This window comes from Micromonospora sp. DT231, assembly GCF_049847025.1.
GTDB lineage: Bacteria > Actinomycetota > Actinomycetes > Mycobacteriales > Micromonosporaceae > Micromonospora.
This window is the reverse complement of record NZ_JBNCNO010000008.1, coordinates 42,866-69,275: the sequence shown is the minus strand read 5'-3', so window position 1 is coordinate 69,275 and position 26,410 is coordinate 42,866. Positions and strand designations below refer to the sequence as shown.

General features: G+C 72.7%; 30 protein-coding genes. 13 read left to right on the top strand and 17 right to left on the bottom strand.

Annotated features, from left to right (window positions below; translation table 11 throughout):
• Window positions 1-61 precede the first annotated feature (61 nt).
• The 4 genes from ACPXBU_RS21085 (at window position 62) to ACPXBU_RS21070 (ending at window position 3,419) form a co-directional block, all read left to right on the top strand.
• Window positions 62-754: a sigma-70 family RNA polymerase sigma factor gene (locus ACPXBU_RS21085; RefSeq protein WP_393375162.1), complete on the top strand. Its 693-nt coding sequence runs from the start codon at window positions 62-64 to the stop codon at window positions 752-754.
• Window positions 751-1,527, top strand: coding sequence for an anti-sigma factor family protein (locus ACPXBU_RS21080; protein ID WP_393375098.1), 777 nt, complete (start codon window positions 751-753; stop codon window positions 1,525-1,527). The genes ACPXBU_RS21085 and ACPXBU_RS21080 overlap by 4 nt, the downstream gene beginning before the upstream one ends.
• Window positions 1,528-1,729: 202 nt before the next feature.
• Window positions 1,730-2,383 carry a hypothetical protein gene (locus tag ACPXBU_RS21075; protein ID WP_393375095.1) on the top strand — a complete coding sequence of 218 codons (654 nt, stop codon included), beginning with the start codon at window positions 1,730-1,732 and terminating at the stop codon, window positions 2,381-2,383.
• 115 nt (window positions 2,384-2,498) lie between these two features.
• The gene (locus ACPXBU_RS21070; protein ID WP_425759301.1) at window positions 2,499-3,419 is read left to right on the top strand and encodes a DNA-3-methyladenine glycosylase family protein; all 921 of its coding nucleotides are present in this window, start codon (window positions 2,499-2,501) and stop codon (window positions 3,417-3,419) included.
• A 4-nt stretch (window positions 3,420-3,423) separates the two neighbouring features.
• Here ACPXBU_RS21070 and ACPXBU_RS21065 read toward each other — a convergent pair whose 3' ends face one another.
• From ACPXBU_RS21065 to ACPXBU_RS21055, 3 genes are all read right to left on the bottom strand, one after another.
• Window positions 3,424-3,924 carry a DUF1990 family protein gene (locus ACPXBU_RS21065; RefSeq protein WP_393375090.1) on the bottom strand — a complete coding sequence of 167 codons (501 nt, stop codon included), beginning with the start codon at window positions 3,922-3,924 and terminating at the stop codon, window positions 3,424-3,426.
• Window positions 3,912-4,340, bottom strand: a complete 429-nt coding sequence (locus tag ACPXBU_RS21060; RefSeq protein ID WP_425759485.1) for an SRPBCC family protein — start codon at window positions 4,338-4,340, stop codon at window positions 3,912-3,914. The genes ACPXBU_RS21065 and ACPXBU_RS21060 overlap by 13 nt, the downstream gene beginning before the upstream one ends.
• 95 nt (window positions 4,341-4,435) lie before the next feature.
• Window positions 4,436-4,648, bottom strand: coding sequence for a hypothetical protein (locus ACPXBU_RS21055; RefSeq protein WP_355029384.1), 213 nt, complete (start codon window positions 4,646-4,648; stop codon window positions 4,436-4,438).
• Between the two features lie 135 nt (window positions 4,649-4,783).
• Between ACPXBU_RS21055 and ACPXBU_RS21050 the strand changes: the two genes are divergently transcribed.
• The gene (locus ACPXBU_RS21050) at window positions 4,784-5,899 is read left to right on the top strand and encodes an ATP-dependent DNA ligase (RefSeq protein WP_425759300.1); all 1,116 of its coding nucleotides are present in this window, start codon (window positions 4,784-4,786) and stop codon (window positions 5,897-5,899) included.
• An 88-nt stretch (window positions 5,900-5,987) separates the two neighbouring features.
• The gene (locus ACPXBU_RS21045; RefSeq protein ID WP_425759484.1) at window positions 5,988-7,529 is read left to right on the top strand and encodes an alpha/beta hydrolase; all 1,542 of its coding nucleotides are present in this window, start codon (window positions 5,988-5,990) and stop codon (window positions 7,527-7,529) included.
• Here ACPXBU_RS21045 and ACPXBU_RS21040 read toward each other — a convergent pair.
• Window positions 7,456-7,968: a potassium channel family protein gene (locus ACPXBU_RS21040; protein WP_393375085.1), complete on the bottom strand. Its 513-nt coding sequence runs from the start codon at window positions 7,966-7,968 to the stop codon at window positions 7,456-7,458. The two genes, ACPXBU_RS21045 and ACPXBU_RS21040, sit on opposite strands and share 74 nt — an antisense overlap.
• A 91-nt stretch (window positions 7,969-8,059) precedes the next feature.
• Here ACPXBU_RS21040 and ACPXBU_RS21035 point away from each other — a divergent pair, with 91 nt between their 5' ends.
• Together ACPXBU_RS21035 and ACPXBU_RS21030 are read left to right on the top strand one after the other, a co-directional pair.
• Window positions 8,060-8,512, top strand: coding sequence for a GNAT family N-acetyltransferase (locus ACPXBU_RS21035; RefSeq protein WP_425759299.1), 453 nt, complete (start codon window positions 8,060-8,062; stop codon window positions 8,510-8,512).
• Between the two features lie 25 nt (window positions 8,513-8,537).
• A complete protein-coding gene (locus ACPXBU_RS21030; protein WP_425759298.1) occupies window positions 8,538-9,020 on the top strand; it encodes a hypothetical protein in 483 nt (160 codons plus the stop codon).
• A gap of 268 nt (window positions 9,021-9,288) precedes the next feature.
• Here the strand turns inward: ACPXBU_RS21030 and ACPXBU_RS21025 are convergent, their stop codons facing one another.
• The 8 genes from ACPXBU_RS21025 to ACPXBU_RS20990 all read right to left on the bottom strand — a co-directional run bounded on the left by ACPXBU_RS21025 (window position 9,289) and on the right by ACPXBU_RS20990 (window position 18,761).
• Window positions 9,289-10,014: an ABC transporter ATP-binding protein gene (locus tag ACPXBU_RS21025; RefSeq protein WP_393375156.1), complete on the bottom strand. Its 726-nt coding sequence runs from the start codon at window positions 10,012-10,014 to the stop codon at window positions 9,289-9,291.
• 11 nt (window positions 10,015-10,025) lie between these two features.
• Window positions 10,026-11,021: an ABC transporter ATP-binding protein gene (locus tag ACPXBU_RS21020; RefSeq protein WP_393375079.1), complete on the bottom strand. Its 996-nt coding sequence runs from the start codon at window positions 11,019-11,021 to the stop codon at window positions 10,026-10,028.
• A 1-nt stretch (window position 11,022) separates the two neighbouring features.
• Complete coding sequence (locus ACPXBU_RS21015) at window positions 11,023-13,731, bottom strand: FtsX-like permease family protein (RefSeq protein WP_425759297.1); 2,709 nt, start codon at window positions 13,729-13,731, stop codon at window positions 11,023-11,025.
• Entirely contained in the window at window positions 13,728-16,922 is a 3,195-nt protein-coding gene (locus tag ACPXBU_RS21010) for an FtsX-like permease family protein (RefSeq protein ID WP_425759296.1), read from the bottom strand. The genes ACPXBU_RS21015 and ACPXBU_RS21010 overlap by 4 nt, the downstream gene beginning before the upstream one ends.
• A gap of 307 nt (window positions 16,923-17,229) precedes the next feature.
• Complete coding sequence (locus tag ACPXBU_RS21005) at window positions 17,230-17,394, bottom strand: hypothetical protein (protein WP_393375072.1); 165 nt, start codon at window positions 17,392-17,394, stop codon at window positions 17,230-17,232.
• Entirely contained in the window at window positions 17,391-17,606 is a 216-nt protein-coding gene (locus tag ACPXBU_RS21000) for a helix-turn-helix domain-containing protein (protein WP_278138146.1), read from the bottom strand. The genes ACPXBU_RS21005 and ACPXBU_RS21000 overlap by 4 nt, the downstream gene beginning before the upstream one ends.
• Window positions 17,606-18,085, bottom strand: coding sequence for a DUF2975 domain-containing protein (locus ACPXBU_RS20995; protein WP_393375070.1), 480 nt, complete (start codon window positions 18,083-18,085; stop codon window positions 17,606-17,608). Before ACPXBU_RS20995 ends, ACPXBU_RS21000 begins: the two co-directional genes overlap by 1 nt.
• A 31-nt stretch (window positions 18,086-18,116) precedes the next feature.
• On the bottom strand, window positions 18,117-18,761 hold the full coding sequence (locus tag ACPXBU_RS20990) for a YdeI/OmpD-associated family protein (protein ID WP_425759295.1): 645 nt from the start codon (window positions 18,759-18,761) through the stop codon (window positions 18,117-18,119).
• Window positions 18,762-18,911: 150 nt separating this feature from the next.
• Between ACPXBU_RS20990 and ACPXBU_RS20985 the strand changes: the two genes are divergently transcribed.
• On the top strand, window positions 18,912-19,649 hold the full coding sequence (locus tag ACPXBU_RS20985; RefSeq protein ID WP_425759294.1) for a VOC family protein: 738 nt from the start codon (window positions 18,912-18,914) through the stop codon (window positions 19,647-19,649).
• 259 nt (window positions 19,650-19,908) lie between these two features.
• On the opposite strand, the gene ACPXBU_RS20980 is transcribed toward ACPXBU_RS20985, so the two are convergent.
• Complete coding sequence (locus ACPXBU_RS20980) at window positions 19,909-21,159, bottom strand: DUF222 domain-containing protein (protein ID WP_425759293.1); 1,251 nt, start codon at window positions 21,157-21,159, stop codon at window positions 19,909-19,911.
• An 86-nt stretch (window positions 21,160-21,245) separates the two neighbouring features.
• On the opposite strand from ACPXBU_RS20980, the gene ACPXBU_RS20975 reads away from it, so the two are divergent.
• A complete protein-coding gene (locus ACPXBU_RS20975) occupies window positions 21,246-22,094 on the top strand; it encodes an MBL fold metallo-hydrolase (RefSeq protein ID WP_425759292.1) in 849 nt (282 codons plus the stop codon).
• Window positions 22,091-22,573: a MarR family winged helix-turn-helix transcriptional regulator gene (locus ACPXBU_RS20970; protein ID WP_425759291.1), complete on the top strand. Its 483-nt coding sequence runs from the start codon at window positions 22,091-22,093 to the stop codon at window positions 22,571-22,573. Before ACPXBU_RS20975 ends, ACPXBU_RS20970 begins: the two co-directional genes overlap by 4 nt.
• A 26-nt stretch (window positions 22,574-22,599) precedes the next feature.
• Here ACPXBU_RS20970 and ligD read toward each other — a convergent pair whose 3' ends face one another.
• Window positions 22,600-23,634, bottom strand: a complete 1,035-nt coding sequence (ligD, locus tag ACPXBU_RS20965; RefSeq protein WP_425759289.1) for a non-homologous end-joining DNA ligase — start codon at window positions 23,632-23,634, stop codon at window positions 22,600-22,602.
• Between the two features lie 47 nt (window positions 23,635-23,681).
• On the opposite strand from ligD, the gene msrB reads away from it, so the two are divergent.
• A complete protein-coding gene (gene msrB, locus ACPXBU_RS20960) occupies window positions 23,682-24,086 on the top strand; it encodes a peptide-methionine (R)-S-oxide reductase MsrB (RefSeq protein ID WP_357247712.1) in 405 nt (134 codons plus the stop codon).
• A gap of 71 nt (window positions 24,087-24,157) precedes the next feature.
• Here the strand turns inward: msrB and ACPXBU_RS20955 are convergent, their stop codons facing one another.
• The 3 genes from ACPXBU_RS20955 to ACPXBU_RS20945 form a co-directional block, all read right to left on the bottom strand.
• The gene (locus ACPXBU_RS20955) at window positions 24,158-24,766 is read right to left on the bottom strand and encodes a DUF305 domain-containing protein (RefSeq protein ID WP_425759288.1); all 609 of its coding nucleotides are present in this window, start codon (window positions 24,764-24,766) and stop codon (window positions 24,158-24,160) included.
• A gap of 63 nt (window positions 24,767-24,829) precedes the next feature.
• Entirely contained in the window at window positions 24,830-25,579 is a 750-nt protein-coding gene (locus ACPXBU_RS20950) for a lytic polysaccharide monooxygenase (protein WP_425759287.1), read from the bottom strand.
• Between the two features lie 109 nt (window positions 25,580-25,688).
• Window positions 25,689-25,964, bottom strand: coding sequence for an isoamylase early set domain-containing protein (locus ACPXBU_RS20945; protein ID WP_393375046.1), 276 nt, complete (start codon window positions 25,962-25,964; stop codon window positions 25,689-25,691).
• Window positions 25,965-26,120: 156 nt separating this feature from the next.
• Here ACPXBU_RS20945 and ACPXBU_RS20940 point away from each other — a divergent pair, with 156 nt between their 5' ends.
• The gene (locus ACPXBU_RS20940; RefSeq protein ID WP_355051720.1) at window positions 26,121-26,381 is read left to right on the top strand and encodes a Prokaryotic metallothionein; all 261 of its coding nucleotides are present in this window, start codon (window positions 26,121-26,123) and stop codon (window positions 26,379-26,381) included.
• The last annotated feature ends 29 nt before the right edge of the window (window positions 26,382-26,410 follow it).

Genomic DNA, 26,410 nt, shown 5'->3' with positions numbered 1-26,410 from the left:
CGTACCACCGGGCGGCCCGCTTCGTGGGCCGGCGATGGTCACGGATACCCCGGAGGTCTGCATGCACGCGGTGGCGGCCGGTTGGCATGGCGACGTGGTCGGCGCGGACTGGATGTCGGCGCGGTCCTCGTCACGGCCGACGTCGTCTGCCCGGGGGGTCGACGCGCATGCGACGTCTCGCCAGAATGGTCCGGTGACGCCGCGACCGGCGCCCGGACGCCATCAGGCGACGACGACCGAGGCCAGCCACTCCGACCAGTTGATCCGGTTGCTGTACGCCGAGCACGCCGGCCCGTTGCTGATGTTCGTCATGCGTCTCACCGGGGGGGACCGGCAGCGCGCGGAGGACATCGTCCAGGAGACGCTGCTGCGGGCCTGGCGTAACGCGCACCGCCTGGGTACGCAGGGGCAGGGGTCGCTGCGGCCGTGGCTGGTCACGGTGGCCCGTCGGATCGCCATCGACGAGCACCGCAGCCAGGAGGCCCGGCCGCCGGAGACGTACGACCGGGACCTCACCGCGTTCGCCGAGGCGGACAGCACCGACCGGGTGCTGCGGACCATGACGGTGGCGGACGCGCTGCGTACGCTCAGTCAGTCGCACCGGGAGATCCTGATCTCGACGTACTTCCGGGGGCGGACGGTGCCGGAGGCAGCCGAGGAGTTGGGGCTGCCACTGGGCACTGCCAAGTCGAGGGTCTACTACGCGCTGCGCGCGCTGCGCACGGCTCTGCAGGAGCGGGGGGTGACAGAATGAGCCGGCCGGACCACATGGATGTCGCGGCGTACGCGCTCGGGGTGCTCGACGAGCAGGACACCGAGCGGTTCGAGGAGCATCTCGCCACCTGCTGGGCGTGTGCGGCCGAGTTGGAGACGATGGTGCCGGTGGTCGGCCTGCTCTCCGACATCGACGGCGAGACGATGATGGCGCTGGAGCAGACGGCGACCGACCCGGCGTTGCTCAACCGGACGCTGGGCGCGGTGCGGGCCGACCGGCGGCGTACCCGGTTTCGTCAGATGCTCGCGACGGCCGCGGCGGTGGTGGTCTTCGGCGGTCTGACCGGTTACGGCTTCGTCAACGTGACCGACAGCGACCCGGCGCCGCTCGCCGGTTCGACGCCGAGCGCGCCGGCCGAGCCGACGACGAGCGCGCCGACGGCCCCGCCGAGCGGCCCGGGTGTCGGCGGCACCGAGGAGGAGGGCGACCAGGTCGAGGCCACCGACCCCACGACAGGTGTGCAGACGACCATGTTCCTGGTGAAACGGGAGTACGGGACGCGGATCAATTTCGTTCTGCGCAAGCTGCCCGGGCCGCGCGTCTGCCGGTTGGTGGTGGTGCGGAAGAACGCCAGCACCGAGGTCGTTTCGACCTGGTCGGTGCCGGACGGCGGTTACGGCACCAACACCCGACCACAGGGGCTGGAGTTGAGCGCGTCGACGTCGGCTCCGGTGGATGACATCAAGCAACTCCAGGTGCAGTCGGTGGACGCCAACGGTGTGGCGAGTCCGCTGGTCACGCTACCGATGTAGTCTCGCGTACCGATCGGCGCCGGCCTTTGTGACAATGGCCGGCGCCGATCTGTCGTTGCCGAGAAGCCCCGCATCGGGTGCGTACGCATTCTCGCTCGAATCGGTTCAACCAATCCACGTGAAATTGACCACTGTAGTTACTTCAACCTTGACAGCCTGCCTTCCGTACCTATGGGTGAAACGCCAAGAATGAGGAGGGCACGTGGCACAGATGAAGCGGACCGTCATCGTCGCGAGCGCGATGGTCGCACTAACGGCCTGCGCTCCCGCAGGTTACGACGGGGCGAACTCGAGCGCGGCCGAGCCGGTCGCCGTCGCCGCGGCCGAGCCCAGCGCGTCGGTTGAAGCCGAGGCGTCGGCGTCCGCGGAGGCGCCGCCGGCCGCCGCCGACGCGCCGCCCGCGAACGTCGACCTGACCGAGAAACTGGTCGGCAAGAGCGTCGCCCGGATGGGCAAGGTGGTCACCGACCAGGACGGCTGGATCCTCTACCGCTTCGACAAGGACACCGCCGACCCGCCGTCGTCGAACTGCGTCGACAAGTGCGCCGAGGTGTGGCCGCCGGCGCTGACCGACGGCAACCCGCAGCTCGCCGGCGTCTCCGACGACAAGGTCAGCAGCGTGACCCGCCAGGACGGCACCCGTCAGCTCACCATCGCCGGCTGGCCGGTCTACCGCTACATCGGCGACAAGAAGCCCGGCCAGTGGAAGGGCCAGGCGGTTGGCGGCACCTGGTTCGTGGTCCAGCCGGACGGCAAGAAGAACCTCAGCTGCCTGCCCACCTCCACGCCGAAGCCGGTCGCGCCGCCCGCGGACAGCGGCGCCAACGACGCCGGGGGCTCGGGCTACTCGTACTGATCGCCGCGGGCACAACTGTGGCCGGTCGCAGCCGGGGAGGGCGCGGCCGGCCACAGTTGTGCCCGGAGGGGCCGGCGGTGGCCGTGACCACGCCGCGACCTGGCAAAGTAGTGGGGTGACCGACACCGAACCCGCCGCGACCCGGGTGCTGCGCCCGCCGGTCGGCTACCGGCTGGCGGCGTCGGTCCGTGCGCTGACGTTCACCCCGTACGACCCGTGCGCCCGCGTCGTCGGCGACACCTTCTGGTGGGCCACCCGCACCCCGGACGGGCCGGCCACCCTGGCGCTCCGAGCGTCCGCCGGTGACCTGGTCGCCGAGGGCTACGGGCCGGGCGCCGCGCACGTGGTGGCGCGGGCCGACGCGATCGCCGGGCTGCACGACGACCTGACCGGCTTCGCCGAACTGGCCGGGGCGCACCCGCTGGTGGCCCGGCTGGCGCGGGAACACCGAGGGCTGCGGATGCCCCGCACCGGGCAGGTCTTTCCCCGGCTGCTGCGCGTGGTCTTCGAGCAGAAGGTCACCGTCAAGGAGGCGTACCGGGCGTACGCGGCGACCGTGCGGCACTTCCGGGAGCCGGCGCCCGGGCCGTTGCCGTCGCTGCTGCTGCCGCCCGAGGCCGCCGCGGTGGCCGCCACCCCGTACTGGGTGTTCCACCCGTTCGGCGTGGAGCAACGCCGGGCCGACACACTGCGCCGCGCCGCCGCGCTCGCCGACCGGTTGGAGCGCAGCGCCGACGCCGCCGACGCGACCCGTCGACTCACCGCCATTCCCGGCATCGGGCCGTGGACGGCCGCCGAGGTGGTCCGGGTCGCGTACGGGGACCCGGACGCGGTGAGCGTCGGCGACTACCACGTCCCGAACACGGTGGCCTGGGCGCTCGCCGGCGAGCCGAGGGGCGACGACGCCCGGATGTTGGCCCTGCTGGAGCCGTTCCGGGGGCACCGGGGCCGGGTCTGCCTGCTGCTGGGCGCCGCCGGCATCGGGGCGCCGAAGTATGGCCCGCGCGCCCCGATCCGCTCGTTCGCCCGGTACTAGCGCCTCAGCGCGCGCAGAGCCGGCGCAGGGTGCGGCCGAGCCACCACGCGTACGCGTGCTGCACGCCCCGGACCGCCGGGCCACCGGCACGGGTGAACCAGCGGCTCGGGCGGCTGAACGCGCGTACCTCGAACCAGACCGCGCCGTCGTCGTCGCGGCCGACCACGAACGCCTCCTCGCCCCGCTCCGGGTGCCCGGCCAGGGTGCCGTAGCCGAAGCCCGCGAGCCCCGGCGACTCCTCGCTCCAGATCACCCGGCACGGCCCCCAGATGCGGGCCGGGCCGACGCCCAGGCCAGCGCTGACCAGCACGCCTTCGGTGGCGCGGGGGGCATCGGTGCGCATCCGGACGCCGGCGGCGCGGTGCAACCGCCAACTGAGCACCGCCTCGGCCGCCGTCTCGAAGCAGCCGGCCGGCAACGGATACCTGTGGCGCAGGTGGTGGTACCCGCCGGGGAGCGGCAGGTGCCGGGTCGCCCCCACCTCCGGGTACGTCAGCTCGGCCACCGCTCGCTCCGCCGCTTGAGACCGTCGGCCTCCAGGCGCAGGTAGCGCCGGAGCAGGCCGCCGTACAGCCGGCCGATCAGGCCGGCCAACGGGCCGGACTGGTCGATGGCCAGCTCGACCCGGGTACGCCCGTCCGGCAGCGGCACCAGCCGGTGCTCCCCCCGGGTACGCACCCCGGGCGTGTCGGAGACCCAGGTGAACTCCCGTCCCTCGGTCAGCTCGGTGACCCGCCACACCGCCGGCCGTAGCTTCGGCTGGGTCAACCGGGCGGTCGCGCCGACGGCGAACGGCCCCGACTCCCCCCGCTCGACGCGGGTCACCGAGGTCGTCCACTCCGGCCAGCGCTCCACGTCGACGAGCACGGCCCAGACCTGCTCGGCGTCGGCGGCGATCTCGGCCGTGGCTTCGAATCGCATCACGTCCCCTCCCCGGCGGTGCCGTAGCGCACCACCCACGGGTGCGGACGAGGCCGCCGGATGGATCGTGACACCCGCGCGCAACCCCGGTGGGATCAGGCGGCTTCGCGGAGGTCGGCCAGGCTCAGCGGGGTACGCAGCCGCAGCAGTTCCTCCAGCTCAGGCACCGAACCGACCTCGCCGAGCACGTTCCGGCCGCCACCGAACCGCTGCGGGTAGCGGCGGGTCAGCCGGTAGCGGTAGCGGCCCCGGATCAGCTCGACGCTCACCCGCCACCGCCCACAGCAGTCACAGACCCACTCGGACACCTCGCGAAAGTAGCTCTGACCTGCGGTTATCCGATTCGCCCGGTCGGGACGAGCGGCGCGTGGGCGGACACGCCACCACGGCACCCAGGGTGATCTGCCTCACGACTGTCGGTGCCGTCTGATTGACTGGTCGCCGTGGACCTGCCGATCAATCCTCCGGTCGAGCCGATGCTTGCCAAGAGCGTCGCCAAGCTTCCCACGGCGTCCGGCCTGACCTACGAGCCCAAGTGGGACGGGTTCCGGTGCATCGTGTTCCGCGACGGTGACGAGGTCGAGCTGGCCAGCCGGGGCGGCAAGTCGATGACCCGCTATTTTCCCGAGGTGGTCGATCAGGCCCGCCGGCAGTTGCCCGAGCGCTGCGCGGTCGACGGGGAGTTGATCGTCATCCGGCGGGACGGGCCGAGCGGCCAGCCCCGGTTGGATTTCGAGCTGCTGGCCCAGCGCATCCACCCGGCCGCGTCCCGGGTGAAGCTGCTGGCCGAGACCACGCCTGCCGATTTCGTCGCGTTCGACCTGCTGGCCATCGGCGACGAGGCGCTGCTCGACCAGCCCTACCCGCTTCGCCGCGAGCGGTTGGTCGAGGCGCTGGCCGGAGTGCGCCCGCCGGTGCACATCACCCAGGTCACCACCGATCCCGACACCGCCCGCCGCTGGTTCGACGTGTTCGAGGGCGCCGGGCTGGACGGGTTGATCGTCAAGCCGGCCGACCTGCCGTACGAGCCGGGCAAGCGCCTGATGTCCAAGGTCAAGCACGCCCGCACCGCGGACGCGGTGGTGGCCGGCTTCCGCTGGCACAAGTCCGGTCCCGTGGTGGGTTCGCTGCTGCTCGGCCTCTACGACGACGCCGGGGTCCTGCACCACGTGGGGGTGAGCGCGTCGTTCACCATGGCCCGTCGCGCCGAGCTGCTCGACGAGCTGGCCCCCTACCGGGACACCGGCGGCGAGCACCCGTGGGTGCACGGCGACCACGAGCGCGGCCAGCGCATCCCCGGCGGGGTGAGCCGCTGGACCGGCACCAAGAACCTGGAGTGGGAGCCGGTGCGCCCGGAGCTGGTGGTCGAGGTGGGCTACGACGCCATGGAGGGCGAGCGGTTCCGGCACACCGCCAGGTTCGTCCGCTGGCGCCCGGACCGCGACCCCCGGTCGTGCCGTTACGACCAGCTCGACAGGCCGATCCGCTTTGACGTGGACCAGGTGCTGCGCGGTGACCCGGCGGCCACCGTGGACCGGGCCGCCAGTGGCTCGGCGTAGCCTGGCCGTCGACCCGACCACGGAGGAGCACGTGATCCGCACCGCCCATCAGCCTCGGCCGTCGACACGTCGCCGGGTCCGTCGCACGCTGGCCGCCTTCACCGTCACGGCGTTGCTCACCGCCGGTTGCACGCTGCCGGCGTTCGCGCCACGCACCGAGGTGGAGGGTGCGGCCGCGCCGACCGGCAGCGCGCCCACCTGGCGACCCTGCCCGGACGTGCCCGAGGATCTGGTCGGGCGCGGCGCACCGGACATGCGCTACGAGTGCGCCCGGATCGCGGTGCCCCGCGACTGGGGCACCGGCGGCGGGGCGAGCGCCGGCCCGGGCGCCGGGCAGACCTTCGAGATCGCCCTGCTGCGGGCCCGCTCCACCAAGCAGCGCGACCGGGTCGGCTCGCTTGTGATCAACCCGGGCGGCCCGGGCGGCTCCGGCGTCGACACCGCCGTCTACCTCTCCTTCGGTCCCCAGTTCGGCGGGCTGCCCACCTCGATCACCGAGCGCTTCGACATCGTCGGTTTCGACCCGCGCGGGGTCTCCCGGTCCAGCCCGGTGAAGTGCATCTCCGACGCCGACCTGGACACCAGTTTCGGTTTCGACCCCGACCCGGCGAGCCAGTCGGAGTTCGACGACTTCGTCGGCCTGAGCCAGCGGATCGGGCGCGGCTGCGGCGACCGGTACGGGGACCAGTTGCCGTTGTACGGCACCGAGCAGGCTGCCCGCGACATGGACGCGGTGCGCGCCGCGGTGGGCGACGACAAGCTCACCTACCTGGGCTACTCCTACGGCACGCTGCTCGGCGCCACGTACGCCCAGCTCTACCCACAGCGGGTGCGGGCGCTGGTGCTCGACGGCGCCGTCGACCCGCAGCAGCGGCTGGTCGAGGGCTCGGAGAGCCAGGCCCGCGGCTTCGAGCGGGCCTTCACCAACTTCACCCGCTGGTGCGCGGCGAACGCCGCCCGCTGCCCGATCGCCCCGGACGCCCGCGCCGCGGTCACCTCGGCCATCGACAAGGCCAAGGCCTCTCCGGTACGCGGGGCCCGCGGGCGGGAAGCCACCGCCGGCTGGGTGTTCTACGCGGTCATCTCGTCGCTCTACACCGAATCGGGCTGGCAGGAGCTGGCCCAGGCGATCGACAAGCTGGCCGAGGGCGATCCGAAGGACGTGTTCCGGCTCGCCGACGCGTACGCCGGCCGCGGCGACGACGGGCGTTACTCGAACCTGTTCGACGCCAACCTGGCCATCAACTGCGCGGACGAGACGGAGAAGCCGAGCCGGGACCAGATCCGGCAGTTGCAGTCCGAGTGGCGGGGGAAATATCCGCTGTTCGGGCCGGCGCTGGCGGTCGGCATGCTGAGCTGCGTCGAGTGGCCGGGCGGGCGTGACCCGTACCCGACCGGAAAGGCCAACGGCGCGCCGCCGATCGTGGTGGTCGGCACCACCGGCGACCCCGCGACGCCGTACGAGCAGACGCCACGGCTCGCGTCCATGCTGGGCGTCGGTCGGGTGCTGACCTGGGAGGGCGAGGGGCACACCGCGTACCCGCAGACGTCCTGCATCACCGACGCGGTCGACGCCTACCTGATCGACCTGACGGTGCCGCCGGAAGGGAAGCGCTGCCCGCTCCGCTGACCGGCTGGGTCGGCGGCAGCGGGGGCAGGTCGATCCCCTGCCGGGTGGCCAACTCCTCCAACAGCGCCCGCATCCGGCGTACGTCGGCTTTGAGCTGCTCCTGCTCCTCATGCTCGAAGGCGTTGTCGTCGACGATGAGCCGGCTCGCGAAGTGCGCGGTGATCAGCGGGATGACCAGCAGCACCATTGTCGAGATGAGCAGCGCGGCCAACGTCCGGCCCGCCCAGGTGGTCGGCGAGATGTCGCCGTACCCGACGGTGGAGGCGGTCACCACCGCCCACCAGACGGCGTCGGCCGGGCTGCGCTCCTCGACCTCGCCGTAGATGACTCCGGCCACCACGATCATGAGCAGGTACGAGGTGATCAGCGTGCGGGGCGAGTTGGCGAACCACACCAAAGCCCGGTATATCCACCGGAACGGCAGTAGCAGGAGCTCCATGCCGCCCCATGTTGCCCGTCGCCGGCAAGTAGCGCCGGCCCACGCTCGCCAGTGCCAGTTCGATCCCCGTCGTTGTGTCAGGCTCACCTGTATGACCGACGTGATCTTCCGGGAGGCGGTTCGGGCCGACCTGCCCGCCGTCATCGCCCTGCTCGCCGACGACGTGCTGGGCAAGGCCCGCGACTTCACCGAGGTCGACGAGGCCTACGAGAGGGCGTTCGCGGCCATCGACGCGGACCCGCGCAACCAGTTGATCGTGGCGGAGCAGGCTGGCGACCTGGTCGGCTGCCTGCAGATCACCTACATCCCGGGCCTGGGTCGGCACGGCGCGGAGCGGTCGCTGATCGAGTCGGTCCGGGTCCGCTCGGACCGGCGCGGCGAGGGGCTGGGCCGGGGCCTGATGACCTGGGCGGTCGACCAGGCTCGGCAGCGTGGTTGCGCGCTGGTGCAGCTCACCACCGACAAGGCCCGCACCGACGCCCACCGCTTCTACCTGGGCCTCGGCTTCGTGGCCAGTCACGAGGGCATGAAGCTCGCGCTCTGACCGGAGCCGGACTATGTTCGCTGCCATGAGTGCGCCGGCGACGACCGACGGTGGGCAGCCGCGCGCGTCGTGGAATTGGGCGGGCCGCGCGCTCCTGGTCGTCGGCGTCCTGCTGGTCGTCGTCGCGTTCTGGCTGCCCGCCTGGCGGAGTGTCTACCCCGGCTGGACGGATGTCACCCCGGGCACGAGGCTGATCCACTATTCGCTGCCGTTCGCGGTGATCGCCGCCGTGTTCGCGGTGCTGTCGCTCGCCAACGCCGGTCCGTCCCGCTGGGTGTGGCAGCAGACCAGCCTGGGGATGCTTGTTTCCAACGTGCTCGCCTGCGGCAGCCTCACCGGCGTGTTCTGGTACCTCCAGGCCAATGACCCCTACGTCGAGGAGGAACCGCTCGTCACCGGGCCGGGCGTCGGGACCCTGCTGGCCCTGCTGGGCTGCCTGCTGATCCCGCTCGCCGGCGCCCTCCCCAACGGCCGCAGGGGCGCCGGCCGGGCCGACCAAGCGACGTAGGGAGACGTAACGACCGCCGAAACGCCACGCGGACGACGCACCCACCCAGTCGCACCTCGGCACCTGTAGAGCTGCCCCGGATCTGGGGCAGCGAGTCGCGCCAACGCCAGGCCGGCGAAAGGCCACCGCCCGGCCTACCGCGTGGTCCAGATCTGGGGCAGCTCTACAGGGAGCGAGCACACCCCTTCAGTCGCCGCCGACCGAGTCCGCAGCCCACGACCCACAACCCACGGCCTTTGGCCCGGAGCCACAGCCGAGGGCGCAGCGGTCAGTCGTCGACCAGGCGACCGTCGCGCAGCACGAGCACCCGGTCGGCGAGGTCGATCAGGGCCGGGTCGTGCGTGGCCACCAGCGCCGTCATGCCGCGCGCGTGCACCACCGCGCGCAGCAGGTCCATGATGGACCGGCCCGTCTCCGAGTCGAGCTGACCGGTGGGCTCGTCGGCGATGAGCAGATCCGGTTCGTTGGCCAGGGCTCGGGCGACCGCGACCCGCTGTTGCTGCCCACCGGAGAGCTCGTACGGGCGTTGGGCCGCGTGCCCGCCCAGGCCGACCATCTCCAGCAGCACCGCGACCCGCTGCTCCCGCTCGGCGGCCGGCACCTGCGCCAGCCGCAACGGCACGCCCACGTTCTCGGCGGCGGAGAGGATCGGCACCAGCCCGAACGTCTGGAACACGAACCCGACGGTGCCCCGGCGCAGTCGCAGCAGCTCCGCCTCGCCGGCCGAGGTCACGTCGTGCCCGGCCACCACCACCTGACCGCTGTCCGGGCGGTCGAGACCGCCGATCAGGTTCAGCAGTGTGGTCTTGCCGGCCCCGGACCGGCCCCGGATGGCGACCAGCTCGCCCCGGTTGGCGCTGAACGAGACGTCCCGCACCGCGTGTACGGCGTGCTCGCCCCGGCCGAAGGTGCGGCTCACCCCGCTGACCCGGACCACCTCGGCCGGTTGCGCGGCGGGTCCACCGCCGAGCCCGGCCGCACCGGTCACCACCATGTCCCGACCACTCATGCCCGTGCCCCCCGCTCGTCCGCGGCCCGGTCGCCGGGCCGTACCTGCACGTGATCCGGCTCCAGATCGAGCCGGACCCGCTCCTTCAGCGCGAGCGCGTCGACGAATGCGGCCGGTAGCTGCATCCGGCCGTTGCGGTCCAGCACCGCGTACTCCTCGCTGACCAGCTCGGTGTTGCCGTCCGCGTCGGTGCGGGCGGTTCGGCGTACCTCGGAGGCGGTCCGGCCGTCGCGGATCGCGACGGTCCGGCGGACCTGCGTGGCCACGGCGTGGTCGTGGGTCACGACCACGATTGTCACGCCCAGCTCGGCGTTGATGGTGCGCAGCGCCGCGAAGACCTCGGCGCCGGTCGCCTCGTCCAGTTCACCTGTCGGCTCGTCGGCGAACAGCACCTCCGGATCGTTCGCCACGGCCACCGCGACCGCACACCGCTGCTGCTCGCCGCCGCTGAGTTGCCCCGGCCGGCGGTCCGCGCAGTAGCCCACGCCGACCATGTCGAGCAGCTCCCGGGCCCGCTCCCGGCGGGCCCTGCCGCCGCGTTTGCCGGCCAGCTGCATCGGCAGCTCGACGTTCTCCAGGGCGGTGAGGTACGGCAGCAGGTTGCGGCCGGTCTGCTGCCAGACGAAGCCGACAAGTTCCCGCCGGTAGCTCAGCCGCCGCTTGGTGGACAGTGAGAGCAGGTCGTAGTCGGCCACCCGGGCGATGCCGGCGGTCGGCGTGTCCAGGCCGGAGAGGATGTTGAGCAGGGTCGACTTGCCCGAGCCGGACGCGCCGACGATCGCCACCAGCTCCCCCCGGTCGATGACCAGGTCGAGCCCCTGCAGGGCGACCACCTCCACCCCCTCGGTCTTGAAGATGCGCACCAGACCGTCGCAGACGATGTGTCCGCGCAGTCGGTCCTGGCCGCCGGCCCGCTCGGCGGCTCGAAGCGCAGCCCGCTGTTGCAGGGAGGCCAGGTCGGGCACCAGTGAAGTCTGGGCAGTAGCGGTCATCTCAGCTCTCCTCTCCGAGCCGAAGCACCTCACCGAGGCGCAACCGGCGGTTGTTCAGGGCCTCGACGGCGACCGCGAAGCCGAGGGCGACGACCCCGAGCGCGAGCACCGCCGCCACCAGGCCGGGCTCGAAGGCCACCCGGACCGGCGTGCCGCTCGTGAACGCGGACAGGCCGAGCACCGGGTTGAGCAGCAGGGGCAGCACCGCACCGACAAGCGCGCCGGTCAGCACCGACACCCCGACCAGCGGGGCCAGCTCGACAAGAAGCAGCCCGCGCCACTGCCGGCGGGACAGCCCGAGGGTACGCAGCCGGGACAGCACCTGGCCGCGGGCCCGCGCGCCGGCCAGCACGGTGAACGCGATGGCCAGCAGCCCGAGCACGGAGCCACCGACGGCACCGGCCAGGAACCCGAAGGCCAGTACACCGTTCGCGCCGCCCGCGCCGAGATCCCGGCGGACGTCGGCCCGGGTGTCGACGACGACCCCGAGCGGGCGTGCCTCCCCGGTGACGGCGCCCTGCTGCTGGTACCGCAACTGTCCCTGGTCACCGACGCGGCGAAGCGCGTCGGCGTCCAGCCGATCACCGGCGACGAGCAGGCTGGTGGCCACGGGCGTGGTGGTGTGCGTCGGCAGCGCCTGCCAGGGCAGGATGACGAACCGGTCGGTGTCCCCGGACAGCAGCGGGAAGCTCTCCTCGCTGCCGGCGACCCGGAACTCGTAGCGCTGGCCCTGCACCGAGATGAAGGCGGAACTGTCGAGTCCGGCCTTGGCGAGATCGGCGGCGACCTCCGGCGAGACGATCGCCGGCACCGGCCCCGGCTCGGACCGGGCGGTGCGCAGCGTGGCCGGTAGCGGCAGATCCACGGCCGATGCCCGGGCCACCGTGGCCAGTTCCGGGCCGTCGATCAGCAGCACGGCCGTCTCGCCGAGCCGTGCGTCGGTGCCGAGTTCGTCGGCCGCCAGCCGCTCGGCGGACGCGAACAGCACTCCGGTGGCCTCCGAGACCCCCGGCAGGCGACCCAGCTCGTCGATCGTGTCGGGGGCGAAGCGCTCACCTCGGATCACCGCGTCGGCGGGCACGATCCGTTCGGCGGCCCGGTCCCGGCTCGCGTCGACGCCGGCGGCGACGACCGCGCAGAACGCCGCGGTGCCGATCGCGAGCACCACGACGACAAGCGGGGCCGCGACCGCCGACCGGCCGGCCCGCGCCGTGCCGAGGAAGGCGACGCTGCCCCTCCTCCGCGCGGCCAGCCGACTGACCAGCAACAACGGCCAGGGGTACGCCCGCAGCGCGAGCACCGCCGCGGCGATCGCGAGCAGCACCGGCACCGACACCAGCAGGGGGTCCACCTCACCGAGGGTGAGGCCACGTCGACGCAGCAGCACCGCGGCGAGCACGGCGAGCAGCAGCACGGACACCTCGACGGTGAGCCGGCGGGTCGACGGGCGCATCCGGACCAGGTCGCGGCGGGACGACCCGCCGGTCGGCACGGCCAGCGTGGCAAGCGGCAGGGCCAGGGTGACCAGGACGGTCGCGGCGATCGCGTACGGCGTGCTCGGGTCCGGGGCGCCCGGGAACAGGGTGCCCAGCCACCAGCCGAGCGCGGCGGCGACCGGCACCACGAGCAGCGACTCGGCGAGGCTTCGCCGGGCACCGGCCGTGGTTCCGCCGCCGCGCGCCCGGATCAGCACGAACTCCGTCCGGCGCCGCCGGGTGGCGAGGGTGGCGGCGAGCACGATCAACCCGGCAAGCGTCGCCAGTACGCCGGCCTCGATCACCGCCAGCAGGGTCCGCGCGGCGTTCACCTGGGCGGCGAACGCGCGCAACGGAATGTCGATGCCCTGGGCCAGCGACAGGTCTGCCGGCTTGTTCCGCTGCGCTTCCTGGAGACCGTCGATCAGCTTGTCCAACTGCCGCACATCGATCTTTTCGGCGTCCAACCGGTACCGCCAGCTGGACCGGATCGGCCACCCCGCCGCGGCCCGCTTGTCGAGTGCCGACTGGGCGACGAACCCGGAGGCGACGAACGGCTGACCGTCCCCCTGCGGCGGGATGATCTGCAGCATCGGCGGCAGCCCGTCCCAGCTGCCACCCGTACGGTCGACGGGGCGGAACAGCCCGACCACTGTCAGCGGGACGGCGTCGCGGAGCCGGTTCTGCGCATCGACCCGGCCGATGCGCAGTTGGCTGCCTGTGCGCAGGTTGAGTTTGCCGGCCACGTCGACGTCGAGCGCCACCTCGATCGGCCGGTCGGGAAGGTACGTCTCGCTCGGCCACGCCCCCTCGACGAGGGTGCTGGCGTCCTGGGCGTCGGGCATGCCCCGCAGACCCAGGTCGACGAGCAGGTTGCGGGCCGCGAGGTCCGGCCCGACCACCCGGCCCGGTTCCGCGTCCACGGTGTACCACCGCTGGGCCACCGCCGAACGCACCTGCGGCGGCAGGTCCGCGGCCAGCGCGTCGAACCGCTCGCGGGCGTAGGCAATCGCCGGCTTCAGGGCGGGGGCGGTCCCCACGCCCGTGGTGTACGAGAGATCCCGGCGTGCCGGCAGCTCGCTGGTGAGCTGTGCCCGAAGCCCCTGTTCGGCGAGCTGGTTGACCAGCCGGGGCACGCCGCTGATCAGCAGCGTGACCACGAGGGTCAGCACCGCCAGCAGCAGGAACTGCCCGCCGTACGCCCGGACCCGCCGGACCGCCGCGCCGACGCTCATCGTTCTCCCCCGATTCGCAGTTGCACCGCCGCCACCCGTTGACGGATGCCGGCGGCGATGAACGCGCTGAAGGCGAGCGCCGCCAGCAGCAGACCGACCGCGGTGAGACCGATCGGCACCCAGGGCAGCGCGAACGTCGCCGGGGGGATCGGCCGACCAGCGGCCGGGGTGAGGATGACAAGGGGGGCCATGGTGGCTCCGACCGCTGCGCCGAGCAGCAGACCGACACCTACGCCGATGCCGGCGAGGAAGGCCTGTTCGGCCAGCAGCGCCCGAGCCAGCAGTCGGGGCGTCGCGCCGAGGGTGTTCAGGACCGCGAACTCGCTGAGCCGGCGTCGGGCGGTTGCCCACACGTCCACCATCAGGCCGACGATGGCGAGCAGCACCGCGCCGAGCGCCGCGGCGAGCATTCCGGTACGCGAACCCTGCCAGTACGGGTCGTCCGCCGCGGCGGTGATCTCCGCTTCGCGGTTGAGGACCGTGACTCCTGGCAGCTCGTCGGCCGCTCCAGCGGCGGCCGTCGCGTCGGTGGCGCCGATCCACCACTCCGGTGTCGGGCGGATCGTCCCGCCGGAACCGAGAAGCACGTCGACCGCCGCCGGCAGGTCGAGCAGGACGCCCTCGCCGGTGGTGGTAGGCACGGATTCGAGTTCACCGACCAGGTGGGCCCGCAGCGTCACCCCGGAGAGCGCCAGCTCGACGGTGTCGCCGACGCGAATGCTCAGCGCGTCGCGTACCCCGGGGGTCATCAGCACCGGGACGGCGGCGGCGGGTCCGCCCGCCACTCCCGGTACGACGACGAACCGGCTCGCCGGCCGATCCATCCGAGCCCCCTCGGTGAGTAGCTGGACGGGGCGGTCGGTGACGAGCCCGGCACCGCTCGCCTGCACCAGCGTGCGCGGCCCACCGGGCCACGTCGCCGTCCAGTCACCGGGCAGCTCGGCCGGCCGGGCCGCGCCGCCGGCATCGACAAACGCCAACCCTTCCACCTGGAACCCGTAGGACATGCCGCCCGCGTTCCCGGTGTCGGCTTCGAAGCCCGCCAGCCGCAGCCGTGCTCCGCCCACGTCCGGCAGCGTGACCCTGAACCGGCTGGCCTGCCCGGTGCTCGGCGCGTCGACCGCCGGCAGCCGGAGGGCGAGGCCGTCGGCGGTGGTGAACAGCAGCGCCACCGCGATCCGGTGCGGCTCGGCGGTTTGCGTGAACGGCGTACGGACGGAGCCGGCGACGGCCCGGGTGCCCGCCGGCAGCTCGACTCCCCCGATGGCGTCGCGCGCCTGGATCATGCGCTGGTACTGCTGCGACACCGGATCGTCGCTGAGCCGGTCGGCGAGTCGGACGACGCCGGGGGCGCTGGCCGGGTCGATACCGATCACGGTCACCGGCAGGTCGTCCCGGCCGACCCGGATGTCGTCCCGCCACGCCGGCAGCACCCGGTTGACGCTCGGCAGCGCGGCGAGTTCCCCGGCCCGGGTGAGCGGGGCGGCCCCGGCTCGCTCGGTGACCCGCAGGTCGGCGCCGACCGTGTGCCCGGCCTGCTCGACCTGGGACCGCTCCCCCGTGCTGATCAGGGACCAGGCCAGGGTGCTGCCACCGACGGCGAGGGCGAGCAGCAGCACCGGGCCGGCGTGCGGGCGCCGACCGGCCTGCCACATGCCGAACATGGTGGCCGTCCAGGGCCGCCGGTCGACGAAGCGCTCGGCGAACCGGGTGACCGGTGGCAGCACCCGCAGTGCCAACACGGCGCCCGCCAGCACCCCGAGCGTCGGGGCGGCGATCAGCAGCGGGTCGAGTCCGAGCCGGCCGCCCGAGCCGGCCAGCGGCGAGGCGTACCGGCGTAGCTGCACCCAGGCGAGCACGGCGAGCGCGACGAGCACCAGGTCGACGCTGGCCCGCTGAACGCTCGCCGACCGGTTCGGACGGGACCGGGCGGCCATGTCGGCCACGTACGTGCCGGCGCCGCGCAACGTCGGGGCGACCATGGCCACCAGGCAGCCGGCAGCCGCGGCCGCGGCGGCAGCCCAGACCAGCGTGGTGTTGCCGCCGGCGGCGGACAACTGCTCGGCACCGCCGGGTCGGACGAATCGCAGTGCCACGGTGGCGATCACGGGCGCGAGCAGGACCGCGGGGGCGACCACAAGTGTCGCCTCGCGGGCGGCCAGGCCGGCCAACTGTCGGCGGGCGGCGCCGCGGGCACGCAGCAGCGCGGTCTGCGCGCGCCGGTCCTCGTGCAGCAGCGCGGCGACGAGCACCAGCGCGTACCCGCCGAGCACAAGGATGAGCAGCAGCGGGGTGGCCAGCGCGGAACGGCCGACCAGGTCGGCGCGACCGATCCGGTCCAGCAACTGCGGCATCTTGGTCACCGCCTGGGCGGAGGTGCCCAGTTGGGCGGCTTCGGGCACCGCCGTGGACGCCTCGGTGAGGGCTTTCCGCACGGCGGGAAGATCGGCCACGTCGAGGCTGCCGAGTTCCGGTTCGACGAGCCAGGACGCCGACACCGAGCCGGGGAAGATGGTCGCGAAGTCAGCCGGGTCGAGGACGAACGGCCCGTACGACGTGCCGGACCCGGCGCTGCCCGTCCCCACCCCGGGGGCCAACAGCCAGTACGCCTCGGCCGGGTCGCGGGGCCGCCAGGTGCCGGCGAGCACCAGTTCGCTGCGCCGTTCGGTGGCCCGGTCGCGCACCGGGACGCGTTGGCCGACGCTGAGACCCAGCGCACCCGCGGCCCGTTCCGGGAGGCTCACCTGGGTGGGGTTCGCCCCGGGGGTGGGCCACGCGCCGCTGGTCAGCTCCGCGTGCTCGGCGAGGCCGTCGAGGGTGGCCAGGTTGGCGAAGACGGGTTCGTCGCCGGTACGCGGCACGGATCCGAGCGAGCCGGTCAGCTCCCGCCCGGTGCCGTACCGGGCGACCGAGACGCTCACCGGGACGCCGGCCAGCCCGTCGGTGAACTCGGCGCGGACCGCCCCGTCGCGGGTGGCGAACTCGGCCGCGTCGCGCCCGCCCGACCCACTGACCAGGAGGCCGCGTTCCTCGGCCGGCGAGGCGGCCACCAGCGCCCGCTGCCCGGCATCCACCGCCCGACGGTTGTAGTCGGACAGCCCGGTGACCAACGCGACGGCGACCAGGGCCGCGATCACCGCGGCGACCAGCAACCCCCGCGCCTCTCGGGCACGCCTCCACACCAGCTTCATCCGACGCCTCCCCTGGCCCTGACGGGCCGACGACCATCAAGACAGGCCACCCACCGGGAAAGGTTCGCGCCCGTTACATGATCGTTATTACGGGAGGGATCGGCGCAGGCTGCCCGCGCCTCGGAAGAGTGCCGGCCCGCGCCTCGGAAGGCTGCCGGCTCGTGCCGCGGGACGGCTGTCGGCTCGCGCCTCGGAAGGCTGCGGGCCCGCGCCTCGGCTGCCGGCCCGCGCCACGGCTGCCGGCCCACGCCTCAGGAGGCTGCCGGCCCGCGCCTCGGCTGCCGGCCCGTGCCTCGAGGACGGCTGGTTAGTTGCCGCCTCGCACGGTACGGATGCCGAACGCCACCGCTCCGAGAACGAGCACGACGCCCAGAAGCTGGAGACCCGGCGAGTCGTCGGCCTCCCCGAGCACGATGCCGGCGATGCCGACGGCGACCGCGAGAATGACGCCGACGGTCAGGACGTACCTCATGGGGTTTCCTCCTCGACCCACTCGAGCAGGTCTCCGGGCTGGCAGCCGAGGACGCGGCACATCGCCTCCAGGGTGCTGAAGCGGACGGCCTTGGCGCGGCCGTTCTTGAGCACCGCCACGTTGGCCGGCGTGAGCCCGACCCGCTCGGCGAACTCGCCGACGCTCATCTTGCGCTTGGCCAACTCGACGTCGATGCGGACGACGATGGGCATCAGATCACCGCTTCCATGTCGGTCCGCAGCGTGGTTGCCTGCCGCAGCAGCGCACGCATCACCACCATGAGGAGCCCGAGCACCGTGACACCCATCGTGAGCAGGAACAGCAGGATCGGCACGCCCGGGTCGTCCGCGTTGAAGCCGACGTAGAGGAAGACGCCCACGAGCACCACCCACGCGGCGCCGACGGCCCACACGATCAGGTCGACCCACCGCAGGGACGCTTCGGTGAAGATGCGGTCGTTCTTGACCAGGCTGAGCAACTTCCACGTCGACACGATGACCACCTGGACGCACAGCACCCAGAACACCGTGATGGCGGTCAACGGCCACCTGAGGTACGCGTCCTCCGGCGACTCCTGGGCCATGTGCGCGAACTGCCCGGGCAGCGAGAACGTCTGGAACCCGATCAGGACCACGAACAGCACCCCGAGGAAGACTCTGAGAGCGGCTACCGCTCGATGCTCTGTAACCATGCATCGAGTTTCGCTCGTTACCTATCGAAAGTCAATCGCTCTGCCGACTGTTGGCCTCGGTCTGCGGCGGCGTCGGACCGGGGGCCGGCCTGGCCTTCTGGGGGTGGACGGTCTCGTGGCGAGCCAGCATGGCGACGAACTCGGCGATCTTCCGCGCGCGGGTCTCCGCCCGCTTCACGGCGTTCAGCCGGTGGATGAGAGTGAACCGGTTGGTCTTGGTGAGGACGTCGAACATGGCCTGCGCCGCGGGCTCGGCGGCGATGGCGGCGAGAAGGTCGGCCGGCACCTCCGCTTCCGACGACGGGGCGTAGGCAGCCGACCATCGCCCGTCCGCCTTCGCGGCGTCCACCGCAGCGCGACCCGCGGACTGCATGCGCCCGTCCGCCTCCAGCCGGGCCACGTGGGCGACGTTGCGTTGGGACCAGGAACTGCGGGACCGGCGCGGGGTGTACCGGATCCAGGAACTCTCCTCATCCCGCTTCCGGGCCTGCCCGTCGATCCAGCCGAAGCACAGGGCCTCGTCCACCGCCTGCTGCCAGGTCACCGTCGTGACCGTGCCGCCCTTCTTGGTCAGGGCGAGCCAGACACCCGGTGACGTGGAGTGGTTGGCCGACAACCACGCGCGCAGGGCGTCGGCGTCCGCGACGATCAACTCATCCAACTCAGCGCTCACCATGCCGGCAGGCTAACCACCACGACCGACACCGACGCCACGGCCGACGCCACGGTCACCGTCACGGCCGGCGCCACGGTCACGGCCGACGCCGGCCGGCCCACCCGCTGGCCGCGTCCGCAGCCCTCTGACCGAGCACCTAGCATCGTCGCCATGGCAACGCGGCTCGTACAGATCAACATGAAGGCTCGGAACGACTCCGCCCTCGGCGGTTTCTGGGCGGAGGCGCTCGGCTGGGGAATCTCCAGCGAGGGACCAGGCGTGACAAACCTCGAACCCGAGGGCTTCACCTACCCCGATCCCGTCGCCGTCTGCGTCGACCTCGTCGTCTCGGCGGAACCCAAGACGGTGAAGAACCGGGTACACGTCGACCTCGCCACCACCTCGGCGGCCCACCAGGCGGCACTGGTCACGCGCCTGCGGGATCTCGGCGCGACACCCGCCGACATCGGCCAGGGCGACGTGCCATGGACGGTCCTGGCCGACCCGGAGGGCAACGAGTTCTGCGTGCTGGAACCCCGACCGCGCTACCGGGACACCGGGCCGATCGCCGCCGTGGTGGTCGACTGCGCGGACCCGCGAGCCATGGCCAGCTTCTGGGACAGGGCCACGGACTGGACCCTGCACGAGGTGACCGACGACAGCGCGGTGCTGCGCTCCGCCCAGGGCGTCGGCCCCTATCTGGAGTTCATCCGTACGCCCGACGTGAAGTCCGGGTGGAACCGCGTCCATCTCGACGTCCGCCCGTACCCGGGTGACGACCTGACGGTCGAGGCGGCAAGGCTGCGGACTCTCGGCGCCACCGCCGTCGACCTGGGTCCGAACGAGGTCCCGTGGACGGTCCTCGCCGACCCGGAGGGCAACGAGTTCTGCCTCCTCACCCCGGCCTGACCCGAACCCGGCCACCCGCACCCGAACCCGGCCACCCGCGCGGCGCGGCCACCATTCATCCCCGCAACCCGAACCCGGCCACCCGCGCGGCGCGGCCACCGATCATCCCCGCAGCGCGGCCACCGGCCCCGCCCGGACGCTGCGACGCACCCGGGGGCGGCAGCGACGGGATGACCGCGTGGAAGGCCGGCGCGTTTGGGTCGCGGGATCCGCGCGCCGCCTCGCACGTCGCTGCTGGCTTCGGGCCGCTGGGCATCGGCTACGTCCGCCGGTGGTAGTGGTTGCGGCGCGGGATCTGGTCGGGGTCGAGCCAGGCCGGCGGCACGAACTCCGGATGGCCGTCGCCCCCGAGCCGGACCGTCCACTCGGCGCGGTGCAGGTGCCGGTGGTGGTGGCCGCAGAGGAGCACGGAGTTGTCGAGACTGGTCGGACCGCCGTCGGCCCAGTGTCGAATGTGGTGGGCGGCGCACCACCGGGGTGGCCGGTCGCAGCCGGGAAAGGCGCAGCCGCGGTCGCGCAGCACCAGCGCCCGTCGCAGGGGGCCGGTGACGAGGCGCCGTTGCCGGCCCACGTCGAGGACCTGGCCGGCGCCGCCGAGCACGGCGGGCAGGATGGCGGCGTCGCAGGCGAGCCGACGCACGGCCTCCGGGGTGAGGTGCGAACCGATGTCGAGGGCGCCGGCACCCAACTGCCGCGTCAGCCCGTCGTAGTCGGTGGTGACGACGAGCTGGGCCGCGTCGCCGCCGTGCTCGGGCAGGTCGCCGGTACGCAGCGCCAGCCGGCACACCTCGGCGAGGGCGTCGTGCCGGCGCTGGCCGGCGGTGCGGGTGTCGTCGGGCCCGCAGGGAGCGCTGAGCGGGTCGATGGCGGCGCGCACGAGCGCGGCGGTCTCCGCGTCGAGGGTGCCGCGCAGCCGTAGCCGCCCGCCGGACCGCTCGGAGACGGTGACGTGCCGGTCGCGGGCGGCCCGCGCGGCCTCGGCCTCCAGGGCCGCCGCCGCGGCGGCGTCGGCGATCTCGGGTGCGACGTGGTCGAGGATCCGGCTGCCGAGCTTGCGCAACAGGGTGGGGTCGAACTGCTCGGCCCAGTCGACAAGCACGCCCACGGCCTTGTCGGCGACCTCGACCCCGGCGTGGGCCGACACGGTGGCGACCGCCTCGGCGATGACCCGGGCCTGCTCCACGCTGACCGCCCCGCTCGCCAGCGCGTCACGCACGGCGGGAGGGGCCACGTCGAGCGAGGCGGCGAGGCCGACCAGTCGACGGGCGGCGGCGACGTCGAGTCGTAGGCGGTGACGTAACCAGACGGTCGTCGAGCACGCGCCCTGCGCGACCGCGGTGCCCCGACCGTCCAGCTCCCGGACGAGCGCCACCTGCGCCGCCGACAGCCGCTGCTGAAGGCGATGCGTGGCGTCGAGCGCCGCGATCAGCTCATGCTCGGCGAGCGCCCAGACGGACGCGTCGGCGCAGCTCGCCACCGCACTCTCCGCCTGAGCCAACTCATCGATCACCAGCAAAACTTAGAACAGGTGTACGACAACTTCCTCCCCACGGAATTCGTCTGGCTTCGGATCATCTGGTGTCATACGATCGTCCGATGACATCGCTCCCCGCCCCCGCGCCGTGGACGGACGCCCTTCCCGAGGCGACACCACCGGCCGGCATGGCGATCTACCAACTCCCCACGGGCACCTACGAGACCCGGGCGGCATTCGCCCTCCGTGGGGGCTCGTTCCGGGACAAGCGGCAGTTCGCGGCCACCGCCATCCTCGTGACGCACCCGTTCGGTGACTTCCTCATCGACGCCGGCTTCGGAGCCGACGTCGCCGCGCATGTCGCCATGCAGCCGCGGTTCGCCCGCGCCCCGTTCCAGGCGACCCGGACGGTGAGCCAGCAGTTCGACGACAGCGGTTACGACCGCACCAGGCTCAGCGGAGTCTTCCTGACGCACTCGCACTGGGACCACGCGAGCGGCCTGGACTCACTCGACCTCCCGGTCTGGATGAACCGGGGTGAGCTTGCGTACGCCGGCAGCGACAGTGACGGCAAGGTCTTCCGCGCCGTCTCCCCCGGCCACGAGATCCACGAATACTCCTTCGACGGCCCCGCCCATCTCGGCTTTCCCGCGAGCTTCGACGTGCACGGTGACGGGTCACTGGTGCTGGCGTTGGCCGGCGGCCACACGACGGGGTCCGTGGTCGCGTTCGTGACCCTCCCGTCGGGACAGCGCTACGCGTTCATCGGTGACCTGACCTGGCAGCTCGATGGCATCCACCGCAGAGTCGAACGACCCTGGCTGCTGCGTACCCTTGCCGACAGCGACCCCGCCCAGGTGCGGCAGGGCATCCTGCGGTCGGCCGCGCTGACCGAGCTGATGCAGGTGGTCCCCGCGCACGACCGCCGCGCCTACGAGGGCATTCCGCTCCTCCCGGGGGCGGCGCGATGAGCGAGAGCACCGGAGGCGGCGCGATGACCGAGGGGCCGGCACCGACGCTCGACTCCGAGATCACCTGGCTGCTGCATCGCGCCGCCCAACGAATGCACGTGGTGACGGGCGAGCAAGCCGAGAGGCACGGCCTGCACCTGCGGGACTACATCGTGTTGAGTGCGCTGGACAAGACACCCGGGCTGACCCAGGTCGAGTTGGCCAGAGCGCTCGGCCTCGACAAGACCACGCTCATGACCCAACTGGATCGACTCGAGCGGGCCAGTCTCGTCCTACGCCACTCCGATCCCCAGGACCGCCGCAGGCGCATCCCGGCGATCACCTCCGCGGGCGACGACGTACGGGCGGAGGTCGCCCGCGCCAGCGACGAGGCGGAGCGGAACGCGATGGCCGGCTTCAGCGCGGTCGAGATCGCACTGTTCCGCCGGATGCTGTTCACGATCATTGGCACCAGCACCGACCCGGGCTCCTGCCTCTGACGCCGGGGCTTCGCCGCTCAGCCCGCTCAGGCGCTGTCGTCCGGGGCGCGTTTGGCCCGGCTGGGCTGCACCCGCTTGGGTTCGCCGGGCATCTTCGGGTGGTCCGGTGGGTACGGCAGGTCGCCCTGGCCGGCGGCGGCGTCGCGGTCGGCCCACTCCAGCAGCGGCGTGATGTCCCACGGTGCGTCGTCGATGCCGGCGTGCGGGTCGCCGCGCTCGGCGAGCCGGGCCGGCACGGTGCGCAGGTCGAAGTCGTCCGGGTCGACGTCGGGCAGCTCGTCCCAGGTGACCGGGGTCGAGACGGTGGCCCGCGCGTTGGCCCGCAGCGAGTACGCGCAGGCGATCGTCCGGTCCCGGGCCATCTGGTTGAAGTCGACGAAGACCCGGGTGCCGCGCTCCTCCTTCCACCAGGCGGTGGTGACCAGGTCGGGGTTGCGGCGCTCCACCTCCCGGGCGAGCGCGATGGTGGCCCGGCGCACCTCGGTGAACGTCCAGCGGGGCTGGATGCGCAGGTAGACGTGCACGCCGCGACCACCCGAGGTCTTCGGCCAGCCGGTCGCGCCCAGCTCGTCGAGGAGCGCGCGGACCTCCGCGGCGGCCCGCGCCGCGTCGGCGAAGTCCGTGCCGGGCTGCGGATCCAGGTCGATGCGCAACTCGTCGGGGCGGTCGACGTCGGCGGCGCGCACCGGCCAGGGGTGGAAGACGATGGTGCCCATCTGCGCCGCCCAGGCCACGTGCGCCAGGTCGGCCGGGCACAGCTCCGCCGCGCCGCGACCGCTGGGGAAGGTGATCTGCGCGGTCGTCACCCAGGGCGGCACCCCTCGGGTGGGCACCCGCTTCTGGAAGAACGCCTCACCCTCGACGCCCTCGGGGAAGCGCTGCAGCGTGGTGGGCCGCTCGCGCAGGGCGCGCATGATCCCGTCGCCCACCGCGAGGTAGTAGTGGAAGACGTCCGCCTTGGTGAAGCCCCGCTGGGGGAAGATCACCCGATCGGGACTGCTCAGCCGTACGGTGTGCCCGGCCACCTCGACCTCGGTGACCGCTGCCTTGGTGCCCGCCATCTCGCGACCTTATGCCACACCCCCGACGTTCGACGTACCGTTGACGGGTGAGTCTTGACGACAACGAGCTGCCCCGTACCGACGACGAGTGGCGGGTCCGGTTGACCCCCGAGGAGTTCCACGTCCTGCGGGAGGCCGGCACCGAACGCCCGTGGGTCGGCGAGTACGTGGACACGAAGACCCAGGGGGTCTACCACTGCCGCGCCTGCGGGCTGGAGCTGTTCTCCAGCGACACGAAGTTCGACTCGCACTGCGGGTGGCCGAGCTTCGACGACGCCATCCCGGGCCGGGTGAAGGAGATCGAGGACCGCAGTCTCGGGATGGCGCGCACCGAGATCCGCTGCGCCCGCTGCGACAGTCACCTCGGGCACGTCTTCCACGGCGAGGGCTTCACCCCGAAGGACACCCGGCACTGCGTCAACTCGATCTCGGTCCGGCTGGAACCTCGCTGACCTGAGCAGACCTGACCTGAGCAGACCTGACCTGAGCTGACCTGAGCCGTCGCAGGCGCGCTGGCGCGTGCTCACGGCGTACCCCCGAGCAGCTCGACCTCGGCGGTCCGGGACTGCTCGATCCGCCGGGCCAGGTCGCGGACCTGCTCGTTTCTACCGACGCCGACCTGGGCTCGGGCCAGGTCGGCCGCCGCACGCTGGTGGTCGGCGAGCACCTCGCGCAGTGCCCGGTCGACGTCCGCGTCGGGCGCGGTCCGCAGCCGGTCGAGCGCGGCGGCGTCGCCGTGCCCGTCGTGCTGGTGCGCGCCCGCGCTGGCGCCCGGCCCGGCCGTGGGCAACCAGCCGCGCATCGCGGACAGCTCGTCGGCCTCGGTCGCCTCGATGGCGGCGGCCAGGGTGCGCAGCGTGTCGTCGCGCACCCGGTCCCGGGCCAGCGCGACGATCTGCAGGGTGCGTTCGCTGTGCCCGACCATCGTGGTCAGGAAGACCACGTCGATCCCGCTCATCGCGTCCCCGGCGACCGCGGACCCCGCGCCCCCGGATCCGGGCGACGCCGTCCCGACCGGGGACGCGGGGGCCGGTTGCGGCACGACCGGCGTGCTCGACGTGGGCGATTCGCCGCAGGCCGCGGTGAGCAGCAGCGCGGCGGCAATTGACACCAGACGGGTACGACGGGGCATGCCGGGTGCTCCGTTCACGCGGGGACGGCGACACGGGTGCGGCCACCGGCCGCACCCGTGGGGTCAGACCTGTTGCCAGAGCGCGGGTACGTTCGGCGGCTCCCAGCCGGGAATCGCCGTGTGCGCCTGCCGGCAGCGGTACGTCCGTCCGCCGTAGGTGACCTGGTCACCGACCTGGTACGCCCGGCCCGCCGTCCAACTGCCGCCCGGGGCGGGCGTCGTGGTCGGGGTGGCGGTCGGCGAGGCGGTCGGGGTGGGCCGCGGGGTGGGTGACGCGCTCGGCGTGGGGCTCGGGTTCGACCCGCCGCCGATCTGCACGTCGATGCAGGAGTAGAAGGCGTTCGCGGTGTCGGAGATGTTCCACACCGCGAGGATCTTCTGCCGTCCGGAGAAGCCGCCCAGGTTGACGGTGTGCGAGACCGTCGCGCCCGGCTGCTGGTTGTTGCCGTTGACCACGCCGACGCGGGTGTTACCGATCCAGTATTCCCAGTTGCTGGTGGCGTGGCGGGCGGTGTTCACCCAGGTGAAGGTCAGCGAGCTGCCGACCGAGGTGGCCGGCCAGCCCCGGCTGTCGTCGTTGAGGACGGCGAACTGGGCGATGCCGGCGTTGCAGCTGCGCAGGCCCTTGGGCCCCTCGACGCTCTGCGGCTCGTACCTGATCTGCCCGCAGTCGGGCACCCGGCCCTGCGCGCAGAGCGCCTGCCGGCTGGGCGGGGCGGAGACGTAGCCGTGCGCCTGCGCGGGAACGGCGACGGTGAGGGTGGCGGCGACAGCACCGGCCGCCACCAGCGGGATGGTGATTCTTCGACGCATCGGGGCGGCTCCTTCTCCGGGGTCCGGTGGGGTGCCCCCAACATAATTTAAACATTGTTAACAGTAAAGACTCCCATCGATAAATCCATCGATGCTGACAACTCCGTTGTCAGAGGCGGAGCAGGCTGCCCCGGTCGTCGACCTGGTCGGCCGACTCGTCGTCCAACCAGAGGCCGCCGGCGGCGAGGTAGCGGAACACGTGCTCCCCCGGCGGGAGTCGCACGGTGACCGTCCGCAGGCCGTCGCGGCGGACCACCAACTCGTGTCGGCCCGGCTCCCAGTCGTTGAAGGAGCCGACGACGCTCACCGGGCCGGGTGGGGAGTCCCGGGGCAGGCAGAAGGTCACCCGGGTCTGGCTGCCGAAGAGTTTGTTGCGCTTGATCACTGTGACCCTCCGGGGGTTGCGGCGGTTCACCTGACACAACGGACAACACGCCGGAGCCGACACGCCGCACCGGTGGCCGGAGAGCGGCATTTCGGTCCGCGCGCGACCAGGTTTCCGGCATTCTGGGACGAAACGGCGCAATGAGGGAGGTTGACCATGGCCACGTGCGAGGTCTGCGGCAACGACTACTGGATGGCGTTCGAGGTGCACACCGTCAGCGGCGACGTGCACACCTTCGACTCGTTCGAGTGCGCGATCCACCGGATGGCCCCGATCTGCGAGCACTGCCAGGTCAAGATCGTCGGGCATGGCGTCGAGGTCAACGGCCGCTTCTTCTGCTGCGGACACTGCGCCCGCGCGGTCGAGGGCGCCGAGGGCGCCGAGATCCGCGACGCCGTCGGCGCACGCCCGGCCTGACCATCCACCCGGCCGGACCACCCGCCCGC